The sequence below is a fragment of the Inquilinus sp. genome (assembly GCF_039594555.1).
Taxonomy (GTDB): domain Bacteria; phylum Pseudomonadota; class Alphaproteobacteria; order DSM-16000; family Inquilinaceae; genus Inquilinus.
In genome coordinates, this window is record NZ_JBCNNF010000012.1 from 1 (window position 1) to 16,445 (window position 16,445).

Sequence of the window (16,445 nt, forward strand, 5' to 3'; positions counted from 1 at the left end):
GTCTGCCAGGGGCGGCTCGGCGGCGCCGCGATGCTCATGCATCAGCGCCCAGCGCCGGTCGGATGAGACCAGCACCTCGGTCGCCCCGGCCTCGCGGTGGCGCCAGCTGTCCTTGCCGGGCTGGTCGATATCGAAATCGTGATGGGCGTGCTTGATGGTGGAGACGGTCAGGCCACGGCCGATCAATGCCGGGATCAGCTTCGCCAGCAGCGTCGTCTTGCCGCTGCCGCTCCAGCCGGCGATGCCGAGCACGCGCATGAGGAATCAGCCGAAAGTGCCGGCGGCCTTGGCCGGGGGCGGGCTGCGCGGATCCTCGGTGATGGCCTGGCGCACGCCCTCGCGCAGATAGCTCCAGCCGGTCACCAGGGTCAGCACCGCGGCCACCCAGATGCCGGCGATGCCGATCTCGGTCACCGGCAGCTTGCCGTCGAAGGCCCGCGTGCCGGTGTCGCCGACGATCAGGAAGCCGATCGCCAGCATCTGGATCGTGGTCTTCCACTTGGCCAGGGCGGTGACCGGCAGGCCGCGCGCATTCATCCCGGCCAGGAACTCGCGCAGGCCGGAGATCAGCACCTCGCGCAGCAGGATCACCACGGCCGGGATCACCGACCAGCCCTGCAGCCGGTCGAAGGCGGCCAGCATGAACAGCACGGCGGTGACCAGCATCTTGTCGGCGATCGGGTCCAAGAGCCGGCCGATTGGCGAGGTCTCGTTCCAGGCCCGCGCCAGCTTGCCGTCGAGATAATCGGTGATGGCGGCGGCGGCATAGATGACGAGACAGGTCCACGCCGCCCAAGGGGCCGGCACGTAGAACAGCGCGATCAGCACGGGAATGGCCGCGATGCGCGAGTAGGTCAGGAGGTTCGGCAGGCTGGTAACCATGGCGACGGCACTGACTTCAGGGGCTTGCGAACGCTAGCACATGGCGCCCCGCAGCCTGACCCGGAAATTCGTCCGGTCAGGCGGCATCGGGGTGGAAATGTCGGTAGATCAGGCCTGCAACGGCCTTGCTGATGCCGTCCACCGCCTCGAGGTCCTGCAGGCTGGCGCGGCTGACGGCGCGGGCCGAGCCGAAATGCAGCAGCAGCGCCTTCTTCCGGCGCGGGCCGATGCCGGCGATCTCGTCGATCGGCGACTTGGTGATGTCGCCGGCGCGGCGGGTGCGCTGGCCGCCGATGACGAAGCGGTGGGCCTCATCCCGCAGCCGCTGCAGGAAATAGAGCACCGGGTCCTTCGGTTCCAGGCTGAAGGGCGGCCTGTCGGCCATGAAGAAGCGCTCGCGCCCAGCATCGCGGTCCGGCCCCTTGGCGATCGATACCAGCGCCACATCGGTGATGCCGAGTTCGGCGAAGACCTCGCGCACCACCGTCAGTTGGCCCTGGCCGCCGTCGATCAGCACCAGGTCGGGCCAGCCCTCCTGCTCGCGGTCCGGGTCCTCTTTCAGCGCGCGGGCGAAGCGGCGGGTCAGCACCTCGCGCATCATCGCGTAGTCGTCGCCCGGCGTGACCGGCCCCTTGATGTTGAACTTGCGGTAGGCGCCCTTGATGAAGCCGTCCGGCCCGGCGACGATCATGGCGCCGAGAGCGTTGGTGCCGCCGAGATGGCTGTTGTCGTAGACCTCGATCCGGCGCGGCGGCGCGTCCAGCCCGAACACCCGGGCCACGCCCTCCAGCAGCACCGCCTGGGTCGCGCTCTCGGCCATGCGGCGGCCCAGCGCCTCGCGGGCGTTGTTCAGGGCATGGTCGATCAGCCGGCGCTTGTCGCCGCGCTTCGGCACCGCGATCTCGACCTTGCGGTCGGCTTTGAGCGACAGCGCCTCGGACAGCAGCGCCTCCTCGGCGACCTCGTCGCTGAGCAGGACCAGGGGCGGCGGCGGGTTGGTGTCGTAGAACTGGCCCAGGAAGGCGGCCAGGATCTCGGCCTTCTCCGCCGCCTTGTCGTGGCTGGGGAAATAGGCGCGGGTGCCATAGTTGCGGCCGCCGCGGAAGAAATAGACCTGGATGCAGCTGTGGCCGCCGGCCTCGTGGATGGCCAGCGCGTCGGCGTCGCCGATGCCCTCGACATTGATGTCCTGGTGCGACTGGACATTGGTGAGGGCGCGGATGCGGTCGCGCCAGCGTGCCGCCTGCTCGAAGTCCAGCCGCTCGCTGGCGGCCATCATCTGCTCGCCGAAGCGCCCCTGCACCGCCTGGCTGCGGCCGCTCAGGAAGTCGACCGCATTGGCCACCTGCTCGGCGTATTGCGCCTCGGTGACATAGCCGACGCAGGGCGCGGTGCAGCGCTTGATCTGGTACTGCAGGCAGGGCCGGCTGCGGGTCGAGAACACCGAATCCGAGCAGTTGCGAAGCAGGAAGGCGCGCTGCAGCGCGGTGATGGTGCGGTTGACCGACCCGGCCGAGGCGAAGGGGCCGAAGAACTGGCCGCTGGCCCCGGTGGCGCCACGATGCTTGGCGATGCGCGGGAAGGCGTGGTCGCCCGAGATCATGATGTGCGGGAACGTCTTGTCGTCCCGCATCACCACGTTGTAGCGGGGCTTCAGCCGCTTGATCAGGTTGGCTTCGAGCAGCAGCGCCTCGACCTCGGACCGGGTCACCACGAATTCCATGGCGACCGTGTCGGCGATCATGCGCAGCAGGCGCGCCGGCTGCTTGCCGGTCTGGGTGTAGGCGAAGACCCGCTTCTTCAGGTTGCGTGCCTTGCCGACATAGAGGGCGTTGCCGTCCTCGTCGAGCATCCGGTAGACGCCGGGCGAGCTGGGCAGGGTGCGCAGATGCGCCTGGATCACCGCCACCCCGTCGGCGATGCTGTGCGCCCGTGCCTTCGCCCGGCCCGGGGGCTTTGGGCGCTCGGGCGGCGGCGCGTCGGGCGGGGTGTCGGTGAGGGTGTCGCTCATGGCCGCAATGTCGGCCGGTCCGGGCGGCGCTTCAAGACCGGATCGTGAACGCCCTTGTGAGTCGGCGGTGCGGGGCGATGACGCTTCGGTGATATCCACCGAATCTGTGGATAAGTTTGTGGGGAACTGGCCCTGAGACTGCGCCAACCGAGGCGCCGCCTAAATGTCATCGTTCTTGCTCAAAAAATGGGCAAAAAAGCTAATCCACTGAAAAATATAGACAAAATCCAAGTCAAGTTGAAACAGAAGCATCATACACTATGTGCGAGCCGGAAAATGTCGGACCTCTCCGATTCGGATTTCGCCTGTGCACAACTTCCGGTCGCGCCGCGACGGCGAGGCCAGGAAATCCAAGGCGATAGCGGCTTCCGCACAGCCGTCGCGTTGCGGCGACCGGGCGCAGGAGAGCGGTGCCGAGGTGCTGCCCCGACCCGGCGCGAGGGTCAAGGCGGTTCGATCGAGAATTTGAGATAATTTGGATGTGCGGCCCTTCGGCATCGCATCCCGCCGCTTATTCCAGGGGCACGACGCCGCGGCTGGGCTGGGCCCAGCCGAGATGCTCGCCGCCATCCAGCGCGATCATCTGCCCGGTCATCGCCTTGGCGGACAAAATGAAGCGGATGGCGTCGCAGATCTCCTGCGGCGACGTCGGCCGGCGCAGCGGCACGGCATCCCATTGCTGGGCGAAATGCTCCTCGCTCTGCCGGTCGCTCTTCAGCGTCGGGCCGGGGCCGATGCCGTTGACCCGGATCTTCGGTGCCAGCGCCTGGGCCAAAGTGCGGGTCAGCGTCCACAGCCCGATCTTGGCCACGGTGTAGGACAGGAAATAGGGGGTCGGGTTCCACACCCGCTGGTCGAGCATGTTGACGACATTGCCCGGCCAGTCCGCCGGCAGCTGCCGCGCCATCGCCTGGGTCAGCACCAGCGGCGCGCGCAGATTGGTCTCCAGATGCTCGTCCCAGCTGGCTCGCGTCGCCGTCGCCACCGTGTCCATGCGGAAGGCCGAGGCGTTGTTGACCAGCAGCGACACGGGGCCCAGCGCCTCGGCGGCCTGCGGCATCACCGCCTCGACCTGGGCCTCGTCCGTCAGGTCGGCCTGGATCGCTAGACCCTGCGCACCGGCGGCCCCGATGTCGCGCACCGTCTGTGCCGCCTCGTCGGCGGAGCTGTGATAGGTGATCGCCACCCGCCAGCCATGCTTGGCGAGGTCGAGCGCGATCGCCCGGCCGATCCGCTTGGCGGCGCCGGTGATGACGGCGACGCGTGGCTCAGCCGTGCCGGTGGGCGGCCGGGGACGCTCTGCTGGGCTCATCGGCTCACGGTCCCTTGCGGCGGCGGCCGCCCTTGCGCGGCCTCTCGGTGGGCTTGGCGATCGACAGGGGCACGCCCTCCAGCGCCGCGGCATGGCCGTGCGAGCCGACGCGGGCATGGACGATGATGCCGGAGCCCTGGTCCAGCTCCATCTCCGCCGTCTCCAGCCGCCGGATCTCGTCGCGCAGCCGCGCCGCCTCCTCGAACTCCAGGTTGGCGGCGGCCTCGCGCATCCGCTTCTCCAGGTCGCCGATATGCTCCTGCAGCGACTTGCCGGTCAGGTGCTTGGCGCCGCTGTCGCCGGTCGAGACGGTGACGCGGTCGCCGCGTTCATAGACGCTGTCGAGGATGTCGCCGATCTGCTTCTTGACGCTTTCCGGCGTGATGCCGTGGGCGGCGTTGTAGGCCTCCTGCTTCTCGCGCCGGCGGTTAGTCTCCTCCAGCGCCGCGGTCAGGCTGCCGGTCATATTGTCGGCATAGAGGATCGCGCGGCCCTCGATGTTGCGGGCGGCGCGGCCGATGGTCTGGATCAGCGAGGTGCGGCTGCGCAGATAGCCTTCCTTGTCGGCGTCGAGGATGGCCACCAGCCCGACCTCCGGGATGTCCAGCCCCTCGCGCAGCAGATTGATGCCGACCAGCACGTCGAACACGCCCAGCCGCAGGTCGCGGATGATCTCGATCCGCTCCAGCGTCTCCACGTCGGAATGGATGTAGCGGACCTTGATGCCCGATTCGGTCATGTATTCGGTCAGCGCCTCGGCCATCTTCTTGGTCAGGGTGGTGACCAGAACGCGCAGGCCGCGGGCGATGCAGTCGCGGCACTCGGCCATGACGTCGTCGACCTGGGTCGCGGTCGGCCGGATGATGACCTGCGGGTCGATCAGCCCGGTCGGGCGCACCACCTGCTCGGCGAAGACGCCGCCGGTGCGCTCCATCTCCCAATTTCCGGGGGTGGCGGAGACGAAGACGCTCTGCGGCCGCATCGCGTCCCATTCCTCGAACTTCAGCGGGCGGTTGTCGCGGCAGGAGGGCAGGCGGAAGCCGTATTCGGCCAGGATGTCCTTGCGCGCCCGGTCACCGCGGAACATGCCGCCGATCTGCGGCACCATCACATGGCTCTCATCGACGATCAGCAGCGCGTCCTCGGGCAGGTACTCGAACAGGGTCGGCGGCGGCTCGCCGGCGGCCCGGCCGGTCAGGTAGCGGGAATAGTTCTCGATGCCAGCGCAACTGCCGGTGGCCTCCATCATCTCCAGGTCGAACTGGGTGCGCTGCTCCAGCCGCTGCGCTTCCAGCAGCTTGCCGTTGGCGTTGTACTCGGCCAGCCGCTCCTTCAGCTCCTCGCGGATGCCTTTGATCGCCTGCAGCAGGGTCGGCTTCGGCGTGACGTAGTGGCTGTTGGCGTAGACGCGCACCTGCTTCAGCGCCGCGAATTTCTCGCCGGTCAGCGGGTCGAACTCATGGATCGAATCGATCTCGTCGCCGAAGAAGGAGATGCGCCAGGCGCGGTCCTCCAAGTGGGCGGGGAAGATCTCGACCGTGTCGCCGCGCACCCGGAAGGTGCCGCGGCCGAAGGCGGTGTCGTTGCGCCGGTACTGGATGTCGACCAGATGCTTCAGCAGCACCTGCCGGTTCAGCCGCTGCCCGGCCTCCAGCGGGATGGTCATCTCGCTGTAGGATTCGACGTCGCCGATGCCGTAGATGCAGGACACCGAGGCGACGATGATGCAGTCGTGCCGTTCCAGCAGCGCCCGGGTGGCCGCGTGGCGCATCCGGTCGATCTGCTCGTTGATCTGGCTTTCCTTCTCGATATAGGTGTCGGTGCGGGCGACGTAGGCTTCCGGCTGGTAGTAGTCGTAGTAGCTGACGAAATACTCGACCGCGTTCTCCGGAAAGAAGCTCTTGAACTCGCCATAGAGCTGGGCGGCCAGGGTCTTGTTCGGGGCCAGGACCAGGGTCGGGCGCTGCAGCGTCTGGATCACATGCGCCATGGTGAAGGTCTTGCCCGAGCCGGTGACGCCGAGCAGCACCTGGTCGCGCTCGCCACGCTCCAGCCCGGCCACCAGCTCGGCGATCGCCGTCGGCTGGTCGCCCGCCGGCTTGTAGTCCGAGACCAGCTTGAACGGGGTCGACCGGTCCTTCTCCGGCAGGGCCGGGCGATGGATGACGACCGGGGAGGTCTCGCCGCGCGGCGAGGCCGGGGTGGGGGAGAGGAGGGGCGCCGAGCTCATGTCGTTACTATCGGTCCGGCCAGGGCGAAGGGGAAGGGCCGCCGACGAGGCGGAGCGGGATGCGGTCGGTCGGCGGCAGGAGCCTCATTGAGATGGGATTGGAACACAGCGGGAACAAGCCGTCAAACCGCCGCGTGTCTCCTTCCGGCCCTGGCCAGGGCGGCGAGGCCGGCGGCCAGCGCTGCGGCCATGATCGCGTGATAGGCGATGTCGAGCGCCGTCCGCGGGCCGACGCCGCCGGCGATGGCGGCCAGTCCGGCCAGGGTGCCGAGCAGGGCGAAGCCCTGGGCGGCCAAGCCGATCGTCCTTATCCGGCGCGGCAGGATCCAGGACAGGGCCAGCCCGGCCAGCAGCACGGCGGTGATGACGGTCTCCTCCGTCGCCGCCGCGCCATGGGCATAGCCGGGCAGCAGCCCGCCGCGATGGATCAGGGAGGCGAGGGCGAAGGCCGTCGCCTCCGCCCCCAGCATCGCGAGGACCGGGCCGGGCGCCATCAGCCCGGCTGCCGGATCGGGCTGAGATGCAGCCCGTCCAGCCTCCAGCCTTCCGCCAGGCGGCGGGCGATCAGGGTCACCCGGAAGCGGCCATCGGTGCGGTGGTCGCGGTAGCGGCCGGCCTGGGTCAGCACGCCGATGGCGACGGCCGCGCCGTCCTGCGCCCGGGTCTCGACCTCCTCGAGCGCGATCATCTCATGCACCAGCCCGTCGGCGAAGCGCTGCAGCCATTTCGCCTTGTCCAGCACGAAGCCGACCGGGCCGACGCCCCGGAACTCCGGCGTCAGCAACCGGTCCAGTGCCTCGGTGTCGGCCCGGCCCTCGGCCTGGGCCCAGTCCTGCCACAGCGTGTCAGCGGTCATCGGTCGGATCCTCCTGCGGTGATGGGGAGACATTGGCGGAGAGGCGGGCCAGCAGGCCGCGCAGCCGCTCCAGATCCTCGGCGGCCAGGCCCTGGCGCAGCCGCCCGTCATGCGCCTGCGCCGCCTGGCGCAGCCGATGGAACATCGCCGTGCCGGGCTCGGTCAGGCTGACCAGCTGGGACCGGCGGTTGCCGGGCGGGCGGTCGCGCCGCACCAGGCCGCGCTGCTCCAGCCCGTCGAGGTGATGGGTCAGGGTCGGCCCCTGCACCCCGACCCGCTCGGCCAGCTCGCCATGGCCCAGCGGGCCGTCGCGCATCAGCGACATCAGCACCAGCCAGGTCGGCAGCGAGCCCCCGGCCTCGGCCAGGGCGTCGTCGAAGGCGCGGCTGACCGCCTTGGCGGTCTGGGCCAGCAGCAGCCCGATCGGTGCCTGGGTCGGTCGCATGAGTCGATATATAGATATCGAATCATTTGATGTCTATCAATTTGACCCTCGGGCCGGCGGCTTGACAGATCCCCGCCCGCGCCGCTATCCAACGAGCAATCACTTAACCAAAAGGTTTATTCATGGCGCCGGAGGACACACCCGACACCACCGGCCCGCGGGCGACGCGCCGCGAATGGGTCGGCCTGGCCGCGATCGCGCTGCCCTGCCTGCTCTATTCCATGGACCTGACGGTGCTGAACCTGGCGGTGCCGACGCTGACCGAGGACCTGCGGCCCAGCGCGGCGCAGCTGCTGTGGATCGTCGACATCTACGGCTTCCTGGTGGCGGGCTCGCTGATCACCATGGGCACGCTGGGCGACCGCATCGGCCGCCGCAGGTTGCTGATGATCGGCGCGGCGGTGTTCGGCCTGGCGTCGCTGCTGGCCGCCTTCGCCCACAGCGCCGAGACGCTGATCGCCGCCCGGGCGCTGCTGGGCGTCGCCGGGGCCACGGTGGCGCCATCGACCCTGTCGCTGATCCGCAACATGTTCCATGACCCCGGGCAGCGCACCGTCGCCATCAGCGTCTGGGTCACCAGCTACTCGATCGGCGGCGCCATCGGCCCGCTGCTGGGCGGCTTCATGCTGCAGCATTTCTGGTGGGGATCGGTGTTCCTGCTGGCGGTACCGGTGATGGCGTTGCTGCTGATCGTCGCCCCGATCCTGCTGCCTGAATACCGCGACCCGCAGGCCGGGCGGCTGGACCTGGCCAGCGCTGCGCTGTCCCTGGTGGCGGTGCTGGCCGCGATCTACGGCGTCAAGGCGCTGGCCGAGCACGGGCCGGGATTGCCGCCGCTGCTGTGGATCCTGGCCGGACTCGGGGTCGGCGCCGTGTTCATCCGCCGCCAGGGGCGGCTGGCCGACCCGCTGATCGACCTGCGGCTGTTCCGGTCGCCGGGCTTCGCCGCGGCGCTGGCGGTCAATGTGCTGGGCCTGTTCGCCGTCTTCGGCACCTTCCTGTTCGTGGCGCAGTACCTGCAACTGGTGCTGGGGCTGTCGCCGCTCGAGGCCGGGCTGTGGACGCTGCCCTCGTCGCTGGCCTTCGTCGCCGGATCGATGCTGACCCCGATGGCGCTGCGCCGCGTCCGGCCGGTGGTGCTGATGGCCGGCGGGTTGCTGGTCGCGGCGCTGGGATTCCTGGCGCTGACGCTGGTCGACCATGTCTCCGGCCCGGCGCTGCTGGCCGTCGCCGCCGTGGTCTTCGCCACCGGGCTGTCGCCGGTGTTCACACTGACCACCGACCTGATCGTCGGCGCCGCGCCGCCGGAGCGGGCGGGGTCGGCCGCCGCGATCTCGGAGACCGGGGCGGAGTTCGGCGGCGCGCTGGGCATCGCCGTGCTGGGCTGCGTCGCCACCGCGCTGTATCGCGGGGTGATGATGGACGGCATGCCGGCCGGGGTGCCGCCGGAGGCCGCCGAGGCGGCGCGGGCGACGCTGGGTGGCGCGCTGGCGGCGGCGCGGGAGCTGCCGGGCGATATCGGCCAGGATCTCGGACGGGCGGCGCGCGGCGCCTTCATCCATGCCTTCGGCCTGGCCGCCCTGGTCAGCGCCGGGATCGCGCTCGGCGCCGCGGTGCTGGCCGGCATCGTGTTGGGACGGCGCCCCGGCCCCGAACCATCCGCCGCGGAGTGAGGCGGTTAGGCCGCCAAGCGCTGCACGCCGCCGGTCCACAGCGCGGCCAGGCCGGCCTCGACCTCGGCCGGAGAGTCGGTCTGGCACAGCACCCGGCGGGCCTCGCGCCGGTCATCGGCGGCGGCCGGCCAGGGCGCGGCCTCGATGTAGGCGGCCAGGTGCTTGCGGAACACGCGCAGCCCGTGAGGATCGCCGTAGAAGGCCAGGGTCTCGCGGAAATGCTGCAGGGCTATGGCCAGCCGGTCCTCGGGGCCGGGCTCGGCGGCGCCTTCGGCCTGCGGCCGGTCCAGCGCCGCCTCCATCGCGGCGGCGATCCAGGGTTTGCCGGTGACGCCGCGGCCGACCATGACGCCGTCGGCGCCGGATTGATGCAGGGCCTCGCGGGCGGTCGCGCCGTCGACGATGTCGCCGTTGACGATCACCGGCACGTCGACGGCGTCCTTCACCGCGCGCACCGCTTCCCAGTCGGCGGTGCCCTTGTAGAACTGGCAGCGGGTGCGGCCATGGACGGTGACCGCCCGGGCGCCGGCGGCGACGCAGCGGCGGGCGAAGTCTGGCGCGTTGCGGCTGAGATCGTCCCAGCCCAGCCGGATCTTCACCGTGACCGGCACGTCGACGGCGCCGGCCGCCGCGTCCACCAGCCGCTCGGCCCGGTCCGGGTCGCGCATCATGGCGGAGCCGGACTGCACGCCGGTGACCTCGCGTGCCGGGCAACCGAAATTCAGGTCGATGATCTGGGCGCCGGCGGCCGCGGCCAAGCGGGCGCCCTCGGCCACCGCTTCGGGATCATGGCCGATCAGTTGCACCACCATCAGCGGCAGCCCGTCGCCGACCGCGGCACGGCGCACCACGTCGGGCCGGCCGCGGGCGAATTCGGCGCAGGCCACCATCTCGGTCGCGACATAGGCCGCGCCCAGCCGCGAGGCGGCACGGCGGAACGGCAAGTCGGATATCCCCGTCATCGGGGCGATCCAGACCCGTCCGGGAACCGCGACGGAACCGATGGTCAGGGCGTCAGCCATGGCGCTTATCTAGGGCAGCGGCGGCCCGGCGTAAACCGCCGCAGCCGCAACCCTGCCGGGCCGACCGGACCGGCGCCGTCGATTCCGGGCTTCCCGCGGCGACAAGGCTGCATCCACACTGGCAGCCGGGAGGACCCGCCATGAAGTATCTCTGCCTGGTCTATATGGAGCAGCGGACGCTGGACGCGATGGCGCCCGGCGAGCTCGACGCGCTGGTCCGCGAATCCATGGCCAATGACGAGGAGATGCGCCGCCGCGGCCAGTTCGTTGCCGCCCAGGCGCTGCAGCCGGTCAGCGCCGCCACCACGCTGCGGATCCGCGGCGGCCGGGTCATCACCAGCGACGGACCCTTCGCCGAGACCAAGGAGTTCCTGTCCGGCTTCATCATGATCGAGGCACGCGACCTGAACGAGGCGCTGCAATTGGCCGCGAACATCCCGATGGCGCGGATGGGCAGCATCGAGGTGCGGCCGGTGTGGGAGCATTGCGGCGACAGATGACCGATCCGGCCCGGGCGATGCAGCGGACGATCGAGTCCGTCTATCGGGCGGAGTCGCGCCGGGTGCTGGCCACGCTGATCCGCCTGCTGGGCGACTTCAACCTGGCGGAGGAGGCGCTGCACGACGCCTTCCGCGCGGCGGCGGAGCAGTGGCCGCGCGACGGCGTGCCGGCCAGTCCCCGGGCCTGGCTGGTCTCCTCCGGCCGGTTCAAGGCGATCGACGGGCTGCGCCGTCGCACCCGGCTCGACGCCGCGCGGGCCGAGTTGGCGAAGCATCTGGAGGAGGCCGAGGATCCCCACGAACACGAGGCTGAAGCGATCGAGGACGACCAGCTGCGGCTGATCTTCACCTGCTGCCACCCGGCGCTGGGCCCCGACGCCCGGCTGGCGCTGACCCTGCGCGAGATGTGCGGCCTGACCACCGAGGAGATCGCGCAGGCTTTCCTGACCGCGCCGACCACGGTGGCGCAGCGCATCGTCCGGGCCAAGGCCAAGATCCGCGATGCCGGCATCCCCTATCAGGTGCCGCCAAAGGCCGAGCTGCCGGACCGGTTGGACAGCGTGCTGCAGGTGATCTACCTGGTGTTCAACGAGGGCTACCTTGCGTCCTCCGGCGCCGACTTGACCCGGCCGGACCTGTCGGGCGAGGCGATCCGCCTGGGCCGCCTCCTGGTCCAGCTGCTGCCGGAGGCGGAGGCGATCGGCCTGCTGGCGCTGATGCTGCTGCAGGACTCCCGCCGGGCCGCCCGCAGCTCCCCGGCCGGCGACCTGGTGCTGCTGGCCGACCAGGACCGCGGCCTGTGGGACCGCCGCCTGATCGCCGAGGGCACGGCGCTGGTGCGGCGGGCGCTGGCGGGGCCGGAGGTCGGAGCCTATGCGCTGCAGGCGGCGATCGCGGCGGTGCATTCCGAAGCGCCGGACACGGGATCGACCGACTGGGCGGAGATCGCGGGCCTCTACGACCTGCTGCTGCGGGCCGACCCGTCGCCGGTGGTGGCGCTGAACCGGGCGGTGGCGGTGGCGATGCGCGACGGCCCGGCGGCGGGGCTGGCGCTGATCGATTCGATCCTGGCGCATGGCCATCTCGGCGGCTACCGCCTGGCCCACGCAGCCCGCGCCGACCTGCTGCGCCGCCTCGGGCGCACCGCCGACGCCCGCGCCGCCTATCAGCGCGCGCTGGACTTGACGCAGCAGGACTCGGAGCGCCGCTTCCTGCTGCGGCGATTGGCGGAGCTGGGGGAGGGGGCGTGAACCCCGTCGCGGCGCCGGCGTCATGCCAGCGCCGCGTCGCCGTGGCTTAGATCCCGGCCGCGACCAGCTTGGCGTCCCCGGCCGACGGCTGGTAGAGGACGGGCGTCGGGAACGGCAGGAGGGCCCGGCCGCCCTGGTCCAGATACGGTTCGATCCGGTCCAGCATGCCGCGATAGGACGCGCTGGCCAGCAGGATCACGCCGGCGCCGTCCGACCCGACATTGTCGGGCGAGGTGATCGGCAGGCCCAGGCCCTCGATCTCGATGTTCCACTTCTTCGGGTTGCTGTCGTAGATCGCGACGATCTCGGACTGGTCGAGCGAGGTGGAACTGATCAGGTTGGTGAAGTAGTTGCCAGTGCCGTAGACCGCCATCCGCAGCCCCTGGCGCCGGACCTCCGCCAGGACGGCGTCGTAGCTCGCCACATAGGCACGGTATTTCTGGCGGAACTCATGGGCCAGGGCGATGTCCGCGGCGGGGCTGCCGGTCGGCAGCGAGGCCTCGCCGGTGTTGCGGCACACCGCCCGCAGGATGCCCCGATGCGACGTCACCGTGCCGTCGAAGCCGTGCCGCTGCATGCCGCGCAGCAGGGAGGACGCGGTGAAGTAGTTCGGGTGCTCGTACATCCAGAACGGCGCGCCTTCGGCCATCACGAGGCCGCAATCCGGCACTTCGAGAGCGACGTAGCCGCCGGTCCGGATCACCTTCTGCAGGCCGCCGAGGAAGACGTCGGGGTCGGTGACATGCTCCAGCACCAGGCGGGCGCTGACGAAATCGAAGCTGTCGGCCGGGAAGGTGTCGGGCGTGAAATAGGCGAGGGTGGTCTTGACTCCGAAAGCCCGCTCCGCCTCCTCCGCCGCCGCCGCGTTCGGATCGCAGCCATGCACCGTCATGCCGGCCGCCTGCAGCTTGGCCAGGAAGCGACCGTCATAGGAGCCGATCTCCAGGGCGTGGCCGGACATCGGGACGCCGCTGGCGATCAGGAACTCCATGAACTCCCGGTGGCGCTCGTCCATCTCGGGGTCCGACGCGAAGGTCGGGTAGGAGCCGTAATACTTGCTGTAAATCTCGTCCAGCGCCTCGCGGTCGGGCGGCAGCAGCTGCATCGAGGTGCCGCAGGAATGGCAGATGCCGACGGTCATCGGGACCGTGCGCCAGATGCTCTCGAACTCGGCCGGCCGGATCAGGTAGCTGTATTTCTCGATCTCGACCAGGACCTCCAGATCGGAGGAGCCGCAATGCGGGCAGCGGTCGATGGTCTTATTCATGTCCGGCAATCTCCACTCAGCAATATCTAAATCGACCTGCCATACGAATCGGCACGAAACAGTCGCGCCAAAGCTAGCGCAACCGGCGACGGCGCGACAGGGGCCTGTCTGACGGCGCCGCCGGTCGCATCACGCTCACACCATCCAGTCGGCGTGCTCGATCTGGTCCGGGCGCACGCCGACCAGGGTGACGCGGGTGCCATCGTCGAGCGCGACCATCGCGCCCAGCAGGCCCCATTTCACCGTGGCATCGGCGCCGTCGGCGATGGCCAGCTTGTCCTGGCGGACGTCGAAGTCGAGGATCGTGTCGCGGCCGTCGCCGTGACCGAAGGCGAAGACATCGGCGCCGCGGCCCCCGATCAGCAGGTCGTTGCCGGCGCCGCCGGCGATCCGGTCGTTGCCGGAGCCACCATAGATCGTGTTGTCGCCGCTGTTGCCGGCGATCTGGGTGTCGGTGTTGCCGGCCCAGACGATCAGGTCGCGGTCGCCCTGCAGCACGATGCGCTCGACCGCATCGTCGGCCTTGACGTTGACCGTGGTGCGGACCTCGTCGAACTCCTCCGTCCCCTTCACCACGGCGAAGTTGAAGAAGAAGGTCGGCTTGTCGGCGGTGATGATGTGCGGGTTCTCCGGCGTGCCCGGCGCCGGGATGTGCAGCCGCGCCACCGACGGGTCATGGTCGCTGACTTGGTCCGCAAAGCCGGCATTGGTGTGGACGATGTCGAACTCCAGCCCCGATTTATAGACGCCGTCGGTCGCCAGCATGTGGTCGAGCTCCTGGCTCGCCCCCTCGAACACGTAGCTCCAGCGCTCCTCCGGCGACAGCAGCGTGTCGGCCAGGTCCTTCAGCACGTGGCTGCCGTCGGTGTCGCCGCGCAGCAGCTTCAGCGGGTCGTTCCAGGAGAACTCGTTGAGGTCGCCGACCACCATCACCTTGGCGTCCGGGTCGGCCGCCAGCCGGCCATCGACATAGGCGTTGACGATCGCCGCCTGGGCCTCGCGCTGGTTCTCGCCGCCATTCACCGGCGGGAAGGTGTCGCCATAGGCCGGCGAGCTGCCGCCCTTCGAGGTGAAGTGGTTGTTCACCACCGTCACCGTCTCGCCGTTGAACTCGAAGTCGGCGGCCAGCGGCAGGCGGCTGGCGGCGAAGGCGTCGCCGTCCGAGAGATCCGGGTCGGTCAGCGCATGCACTGAGCCTTCGACCAGGTCGACCCGGTCCGGGTTGTACAGATAGCCGACCCGGATGTTGCCGCCGGGCTGCCCGCCCGAGGTGCCGGCCTCCGGCGCCACGTCGACATATTCGTAGCGCGGCCCGCCCTGGGCGACGATCGCCTCGATCAGCACCCGCGCCGTCTCGGCGGCGGAGGTGACGCCGGTGATCTCGGCGCCGTCGCTGTCCTGCACCTCCTGCAGCGCCACCACATCGGGCGAGCCCATGTTCGAGACGATCTGCTGCGCCAGCCGGTCGAACTTGCCGCTGCCGATATCGTCATCGACATTCGACGGGTTCTTGTCCTGGACCAGGTTCACATCCTCGACCTTGGGGTCGAGGTTCTCCAGGTTGATCGAGCCGACGGTCAGGTGGTCGCGGTCGCCGGCCAGCGTCGTCGTCTCCGGCTGCAGCGCGCCGGGGGATTCGACCGTGACCGGCTTTGTCGCCTGCACCTCGTACCAGCCGAAATTGGTGCCGACCACGCCCTGGACGGTGCCGAGCTGGGCCCCGACATTGAGCTTCGGCATGCTGCCGCCCAGCAGGTCGTCGTCGATCTGGATCCGCTCCGGCTGCTGGTCGGTCTCGGAGATCAGCAGGCCGCCGGCACCGGTGCGGGTGCCGGTGGCATGGTCGCCATGGTCGGCCAGGACATAAGCCTCGCCGAAGCCGTTGGTCGGGCCGACCACCACCGCGGCCGGGATCTCGACCAGCATGCCCTCGAGGGTCTCCCAGTAGTCCATGCCGTCATGCGCCGGGTCGAAGACGGCGCGGCCGTCATCGTCGATCACCTCGGTCGGCGGCGCGTAGCCGCCGGCGCCGATATTGACCGCCACCGGAACGGTCTGCTGCACGGCCGAGACCGCGACGCTGGCGCCGGTGATCTCGGTGACGGTCAGGTTGTGGGAGGAGGCGCCGCCCGGCTGGAACTCGGTGACCGTGCCGGTGACGTCGAGGGTGACGCCGAGCTGGACCTCGGCCGGCACGGCGCCGGCGCCGGTGAAGACGAAGACGGCGTCGGAGGTGGCGGTGTTGCCGTCGCCCTGGGCGTCCTGGATGTAGAAGCCGTTGCCGGCGATGGCGGTAACCACGCCGCGGGTCGCCACCCGGTCGCCTGCGAAGTCGGAGCTATGGCCGGCGCCCTGGATCTCGTAGATCGCATGGAAATCCGGCTCGGTCTCGGGCACCGCCGTATTCACGGCGCCGGGCGTGTTCAGCGCCTCGCCCGGAACCGGGGTGCCGGCCTGGCCGGGCAGGCCGGCCAAGTCGAAATCGTTGCGCGTCCAGTCCGACGGGCTATTGGTGTCGGTGCCGTCCGGCAGGCGCGAGGCGCCGCCGACGGTGATGCTGCCGCCGTCAAAATTCGGCGTCAGGATAGTGCTGCTGTAGAAGCGGTCGCCGCTGCCGCCATCATCGATCGCGACGCCGTCGCCGGCCCGCGTCCAGGGCGTGGCGTCGAGCACGCCGTCATCATTGGTGTCGAGGTCCTGGCCGATGCTGCCGGTGTAATTCTCGACCAGCAGCAGGGTGCCGCTGCCGTTCTGCAGCAGGTTCGACTGGAAGCCGCTGCTCCAATAGCCGTCGGCATCGGTGGTGCCGATCGCGGTGGCCGAGATGATGCGGCCGGTGCCGCCGGCATCGCCCTCGATCTGCACCAGCGTCCAGCCGCTGTAGTCGGTCAGGGCATCGCCCTTGATCTCGACATATTCCGAATTGTCCGTGCCGACATGGTTGGCGACGAACTCGTTGAGCAACGGATCGGCCATGACGAAGTCTCCCCCTTCCTC

14 protein-coding genes are annotated in these 16,445 nt (G+C 69.9%); 3 read left to right on the forward strand and 11 right to left on the reverse strand.

All coding sequences use genetic code 11. The features are described from left to right. The 8 genes from mobB to ABDW35_RS02430 all read right to left on the reverse strand — a co-directional run. On the reverse strand, positions 1-258 hold a 258-nt coding region (gene mobB / locus ABDW35_RS02395), incomplete at its 3' end, for a molybdopterin-guanine dinucleotide biosynthesis protein B (RefSeq protein ID WP_343712245.1). Positions 259-264: 6 nt separating this feature from the next. Further along, the gene (gene pgsA, locus ABDW35_RS02400) at positions 265-882 is read right to left on the reverse strand and encodes a CDP-diacylglycerol--glycerol-3-phosphate 3-phosphatidyltransferase (RefSeq protein WP_034839890.1); all 618 of its coding nucleotides are present in this window, start codon (positions 880-882) and stop codon (positions 265-267) included. Positions 883-958: 76 nt separating this feature from the next. Beyond that, on the reverse strand, positions 959-2,893 hold the full coding sequence (gene uvrC, locus ABDW35_RS02405; protein ID WP_343712246.1) for an excinuclease ABC subunit UvrC: 1,935 nt from the start codon (positions 2,891-2,893) through the stop codon (positions 959-961). Positions 2,894-3,404: 511 nt separating this feature from the next. Next, positions 3,405-4,205: an SDR family oxidoreductase gene (locus ABDW35_RS02410; RefSeq protein ID WP_343712247.1), complete on the reverse strand. Its 801-nt coding sequence runs from the start codon at positions 4,203-4,205 to the stop codon at positions 3,405-3,407. A gap of 4 nt (positions 4,206-4,209) precedes the next feature. After that, positions 4,210-6,435, reverse strand: coding sequence for an excinuclease ABC subunit UvrB (gene uvrB, locus ABDW35_RS02415; RefSeq protein ID WP_343712248.1), 2,226 nt, complete (start codon positions 6,433-6,435; stop codon positions 4,210-4,212). 122 nt (positions 6,436-6,557) lie between these two features. Further along, entirely contained in the window at positions 6,558-6,929 is a 372-nt protein-coding gene (locus tag ABDW35_RS02420; protein WP_343712249.1) for a hypothetical protein, read from the reverse strand. Beyond that, positions 6,929-7,291 (reverse strand): nuclear transport factor 2 family protein, encoded by a 363-nt coding sequence (locus ABDW35_RS02425; RefSeq protein WP_343712250.1) that lies wholly within the window; start codon positions 7,289-7,291, stop codon positions 6,929-6,931. Before ABDW35_RS02425 ends, ABDW35_RS02420 begins: the two co-directional genes overlap by 1 nt. Continuing rightward, positions 7,281-7,736, reverse strand: a complete 456-nt coding sequence (locus tag ABDW35_RS02430) for a MarR family transcriptional regulator (protein WP_343712251.1) — start codon at positions 7,734-7,736, stop codon at positions 7,281-7,283. Before ABDW35_RS02430 ends, ABDW35_RS02425 begins: the two co-directional genes overlap by 11 nt. A gap of 122 nt (positions 7,737-7,858) precedes the next feature. Between ABDW35_RS02430 and ABDW35_RS02435 the strand changes: the two genes are divergently transcribed. Next, entirely contained in the window at positions 7,859-9,409 is a 1,551-nt protein-coding gene (locus ABDW35_RS02435) for an MFS transporter (RefSeq protein WP_343712252.1), read from the forward strand. Positions 9,410-9,414: 5 nt separating this feature from the next. Here ABDW35_RS02435 and dusB read toward each other — a convergent pair whose 3' ends face one another. Next, a complete protein-coding gene (gene dusB, locus ABDW35_RS02440) occupies positions 9,415-10,431 on the reverse strand; it encodes a tRNA dihydrouridine synthase DusB (RefSeq protein ID WP_343712253.1) in 1,017 nt (338 codons plus the stop codon). A 140-nt stretch (positions 10,432-10,571) separates the two neighbouring features. Between dusB and ABDW35_RS02445 the strand changes: the two genes are divergently transcribed. Then, the gene (locus tag ABDW35_RS02445) at positions 10,572-10,931 is read left to right on the forward strand and encodes a YciI family protein (RefSeq protein ID WP_343712254.1); all 360 of its coding nucleotides are present in this window, start codon (positions 10,572-10,574) and stop codon (positions 10,929-10,931) included. After that, on the forward strand, positions 10,928-12,181 hold the full coding sequence (locus tag ABDW35_RS02450; RefSeq protein ID WP_343712255.1) for an RNA polymerase sigma factor: 1,254 nt from the start codon (positions 10,928-10,930) through the stop codon (positions 12,179-12,181). Before ABDW35_RS02445 ends, ABDW35_RS02450 begins: the two co-directional genes overlap by 4 nt. A gap of 46 nt (positions 12,182-12,227) precedes the next feature. On the opposite strand, the gene ABDW35_RS02455 is transcribed toward ABDW35_RS02450, so the two are convergent. After that, positions 12,228-13,448 carry a class I SAM-dependent methyltransferase gene (locus tag ABDW35_RS02455; protein ID WP_343712256.1) on the reverse strand — a complete coding sequence of 407 codons (1,221 nt, stop codon included), beginning with the start codon at positions 13,446-13,448 and terminating at the stop codon, positions 12,228-12,230. Between the two features lie 135 nt (positions 13,449-13,583). Beyond that, positions 13,584-16,424 carry an endonuclease/exonuclease/phosphatase family protein gene (locus ABDW35_RS02460; protein ID WP_343712257.1) on the reverse strand — a complete coding sequence of 947 codons (2,841 nt, stop codon included), beginning with the start codon at positions 16,422-16,424 and terminating at the stop codon, positions 13,584-13,586. Positions 16,425-16,445: the final 21 nt, after the last annotated feature.

Coding starts and splice junctions, on each gene's coding strand:
- uvrC (WP_343712246.1), bottom strand. CDS start 2,893: ATGAGCGACACCCTCACCGACACCCCGCCCGACGCGCCGCCGCCCGAG.
- uvrB (WP_343712248.1), bottom strand. CDS start 6,435: ATGAGCTCGGCGCCCCTCCTCTCCCCCACCCCGGCCTCGCCGCGCGGC.
- ABDW35_RS02425 (WP_343712250.1), bottom strand. CDS start 7,291: ATGACCGCTGACACGCTGTGGCAGGACTGGGCCCAGGCCGAGGGCCGG.
- ABDW35_RS02450 (WP_343712255.1), top strand. CDS start 10,928: ATGACCGATCCGGCCCGGGCGATGCAGCGGACGATCGAGTCCGTCTAT.
- dusB (WP_343712253.1), bottom strand. CDS start 10,431: ATGGCTGACGCCCTGACCATCGGTTCCGTCGCGGTTCCCGGACGGGTC.
- ABDW35_RS02410 (WP_343712247.1), bottom strand. CDS start 4,205: ATGAGCCCAGCAGAGCGTCCCCGGCCGCCCACCGGCACGGCTGAGCCA.
- ABDW35_RS02445 (WP_343712254.1), top strand. CDS start 10,572: ATGAAGTATCTCTGCCTGGTCTATATGGAGCAGCGGACGCTGGACGCG.
- ABDW35_RS02420 (WP_343712249.1), bottom strand. CDS start 6,929: ATGGCGCCCGGCCCGGTCCTCGCGATGCTGGGGGCGGAGGCGACGGCC.
- ABDW35_RS02435 (WP_343712252.1), top strand. CDS start 7,859: ATGGCGCCGGAGGACACACCCGACACCACCGGCCCGCGGGCGACGCGC.
- ABDW35_RS02430 (WP_343712251.1), bottom strand. CDS start 7,736: ATGCGACCGACCCAGGCACCGATCGGGCTGCTGCTGGCCCAGACCGCC.
- ABDW35_RS02460 (WP_343712257.1), bottom strand. CDS start 16,424: ATGGCCGATCCGTTGCTCAACGAGTTCGTCGCCAACCATGTCGGCACG.
- pgsA (WP_034839890.1), bottom strand. CDS start 882: ATGGTTACCAGCCTGCCGAACCTCCTGACCTACTCGCGCATCGCGGCC.
- ABDW35_RS02455 (WP_343712256.1), bottom strand. CDS start 13,448: ATGAATAAGACCATCGACCGCTGCCCGCATTGCGGCTCCTCCGATCTG.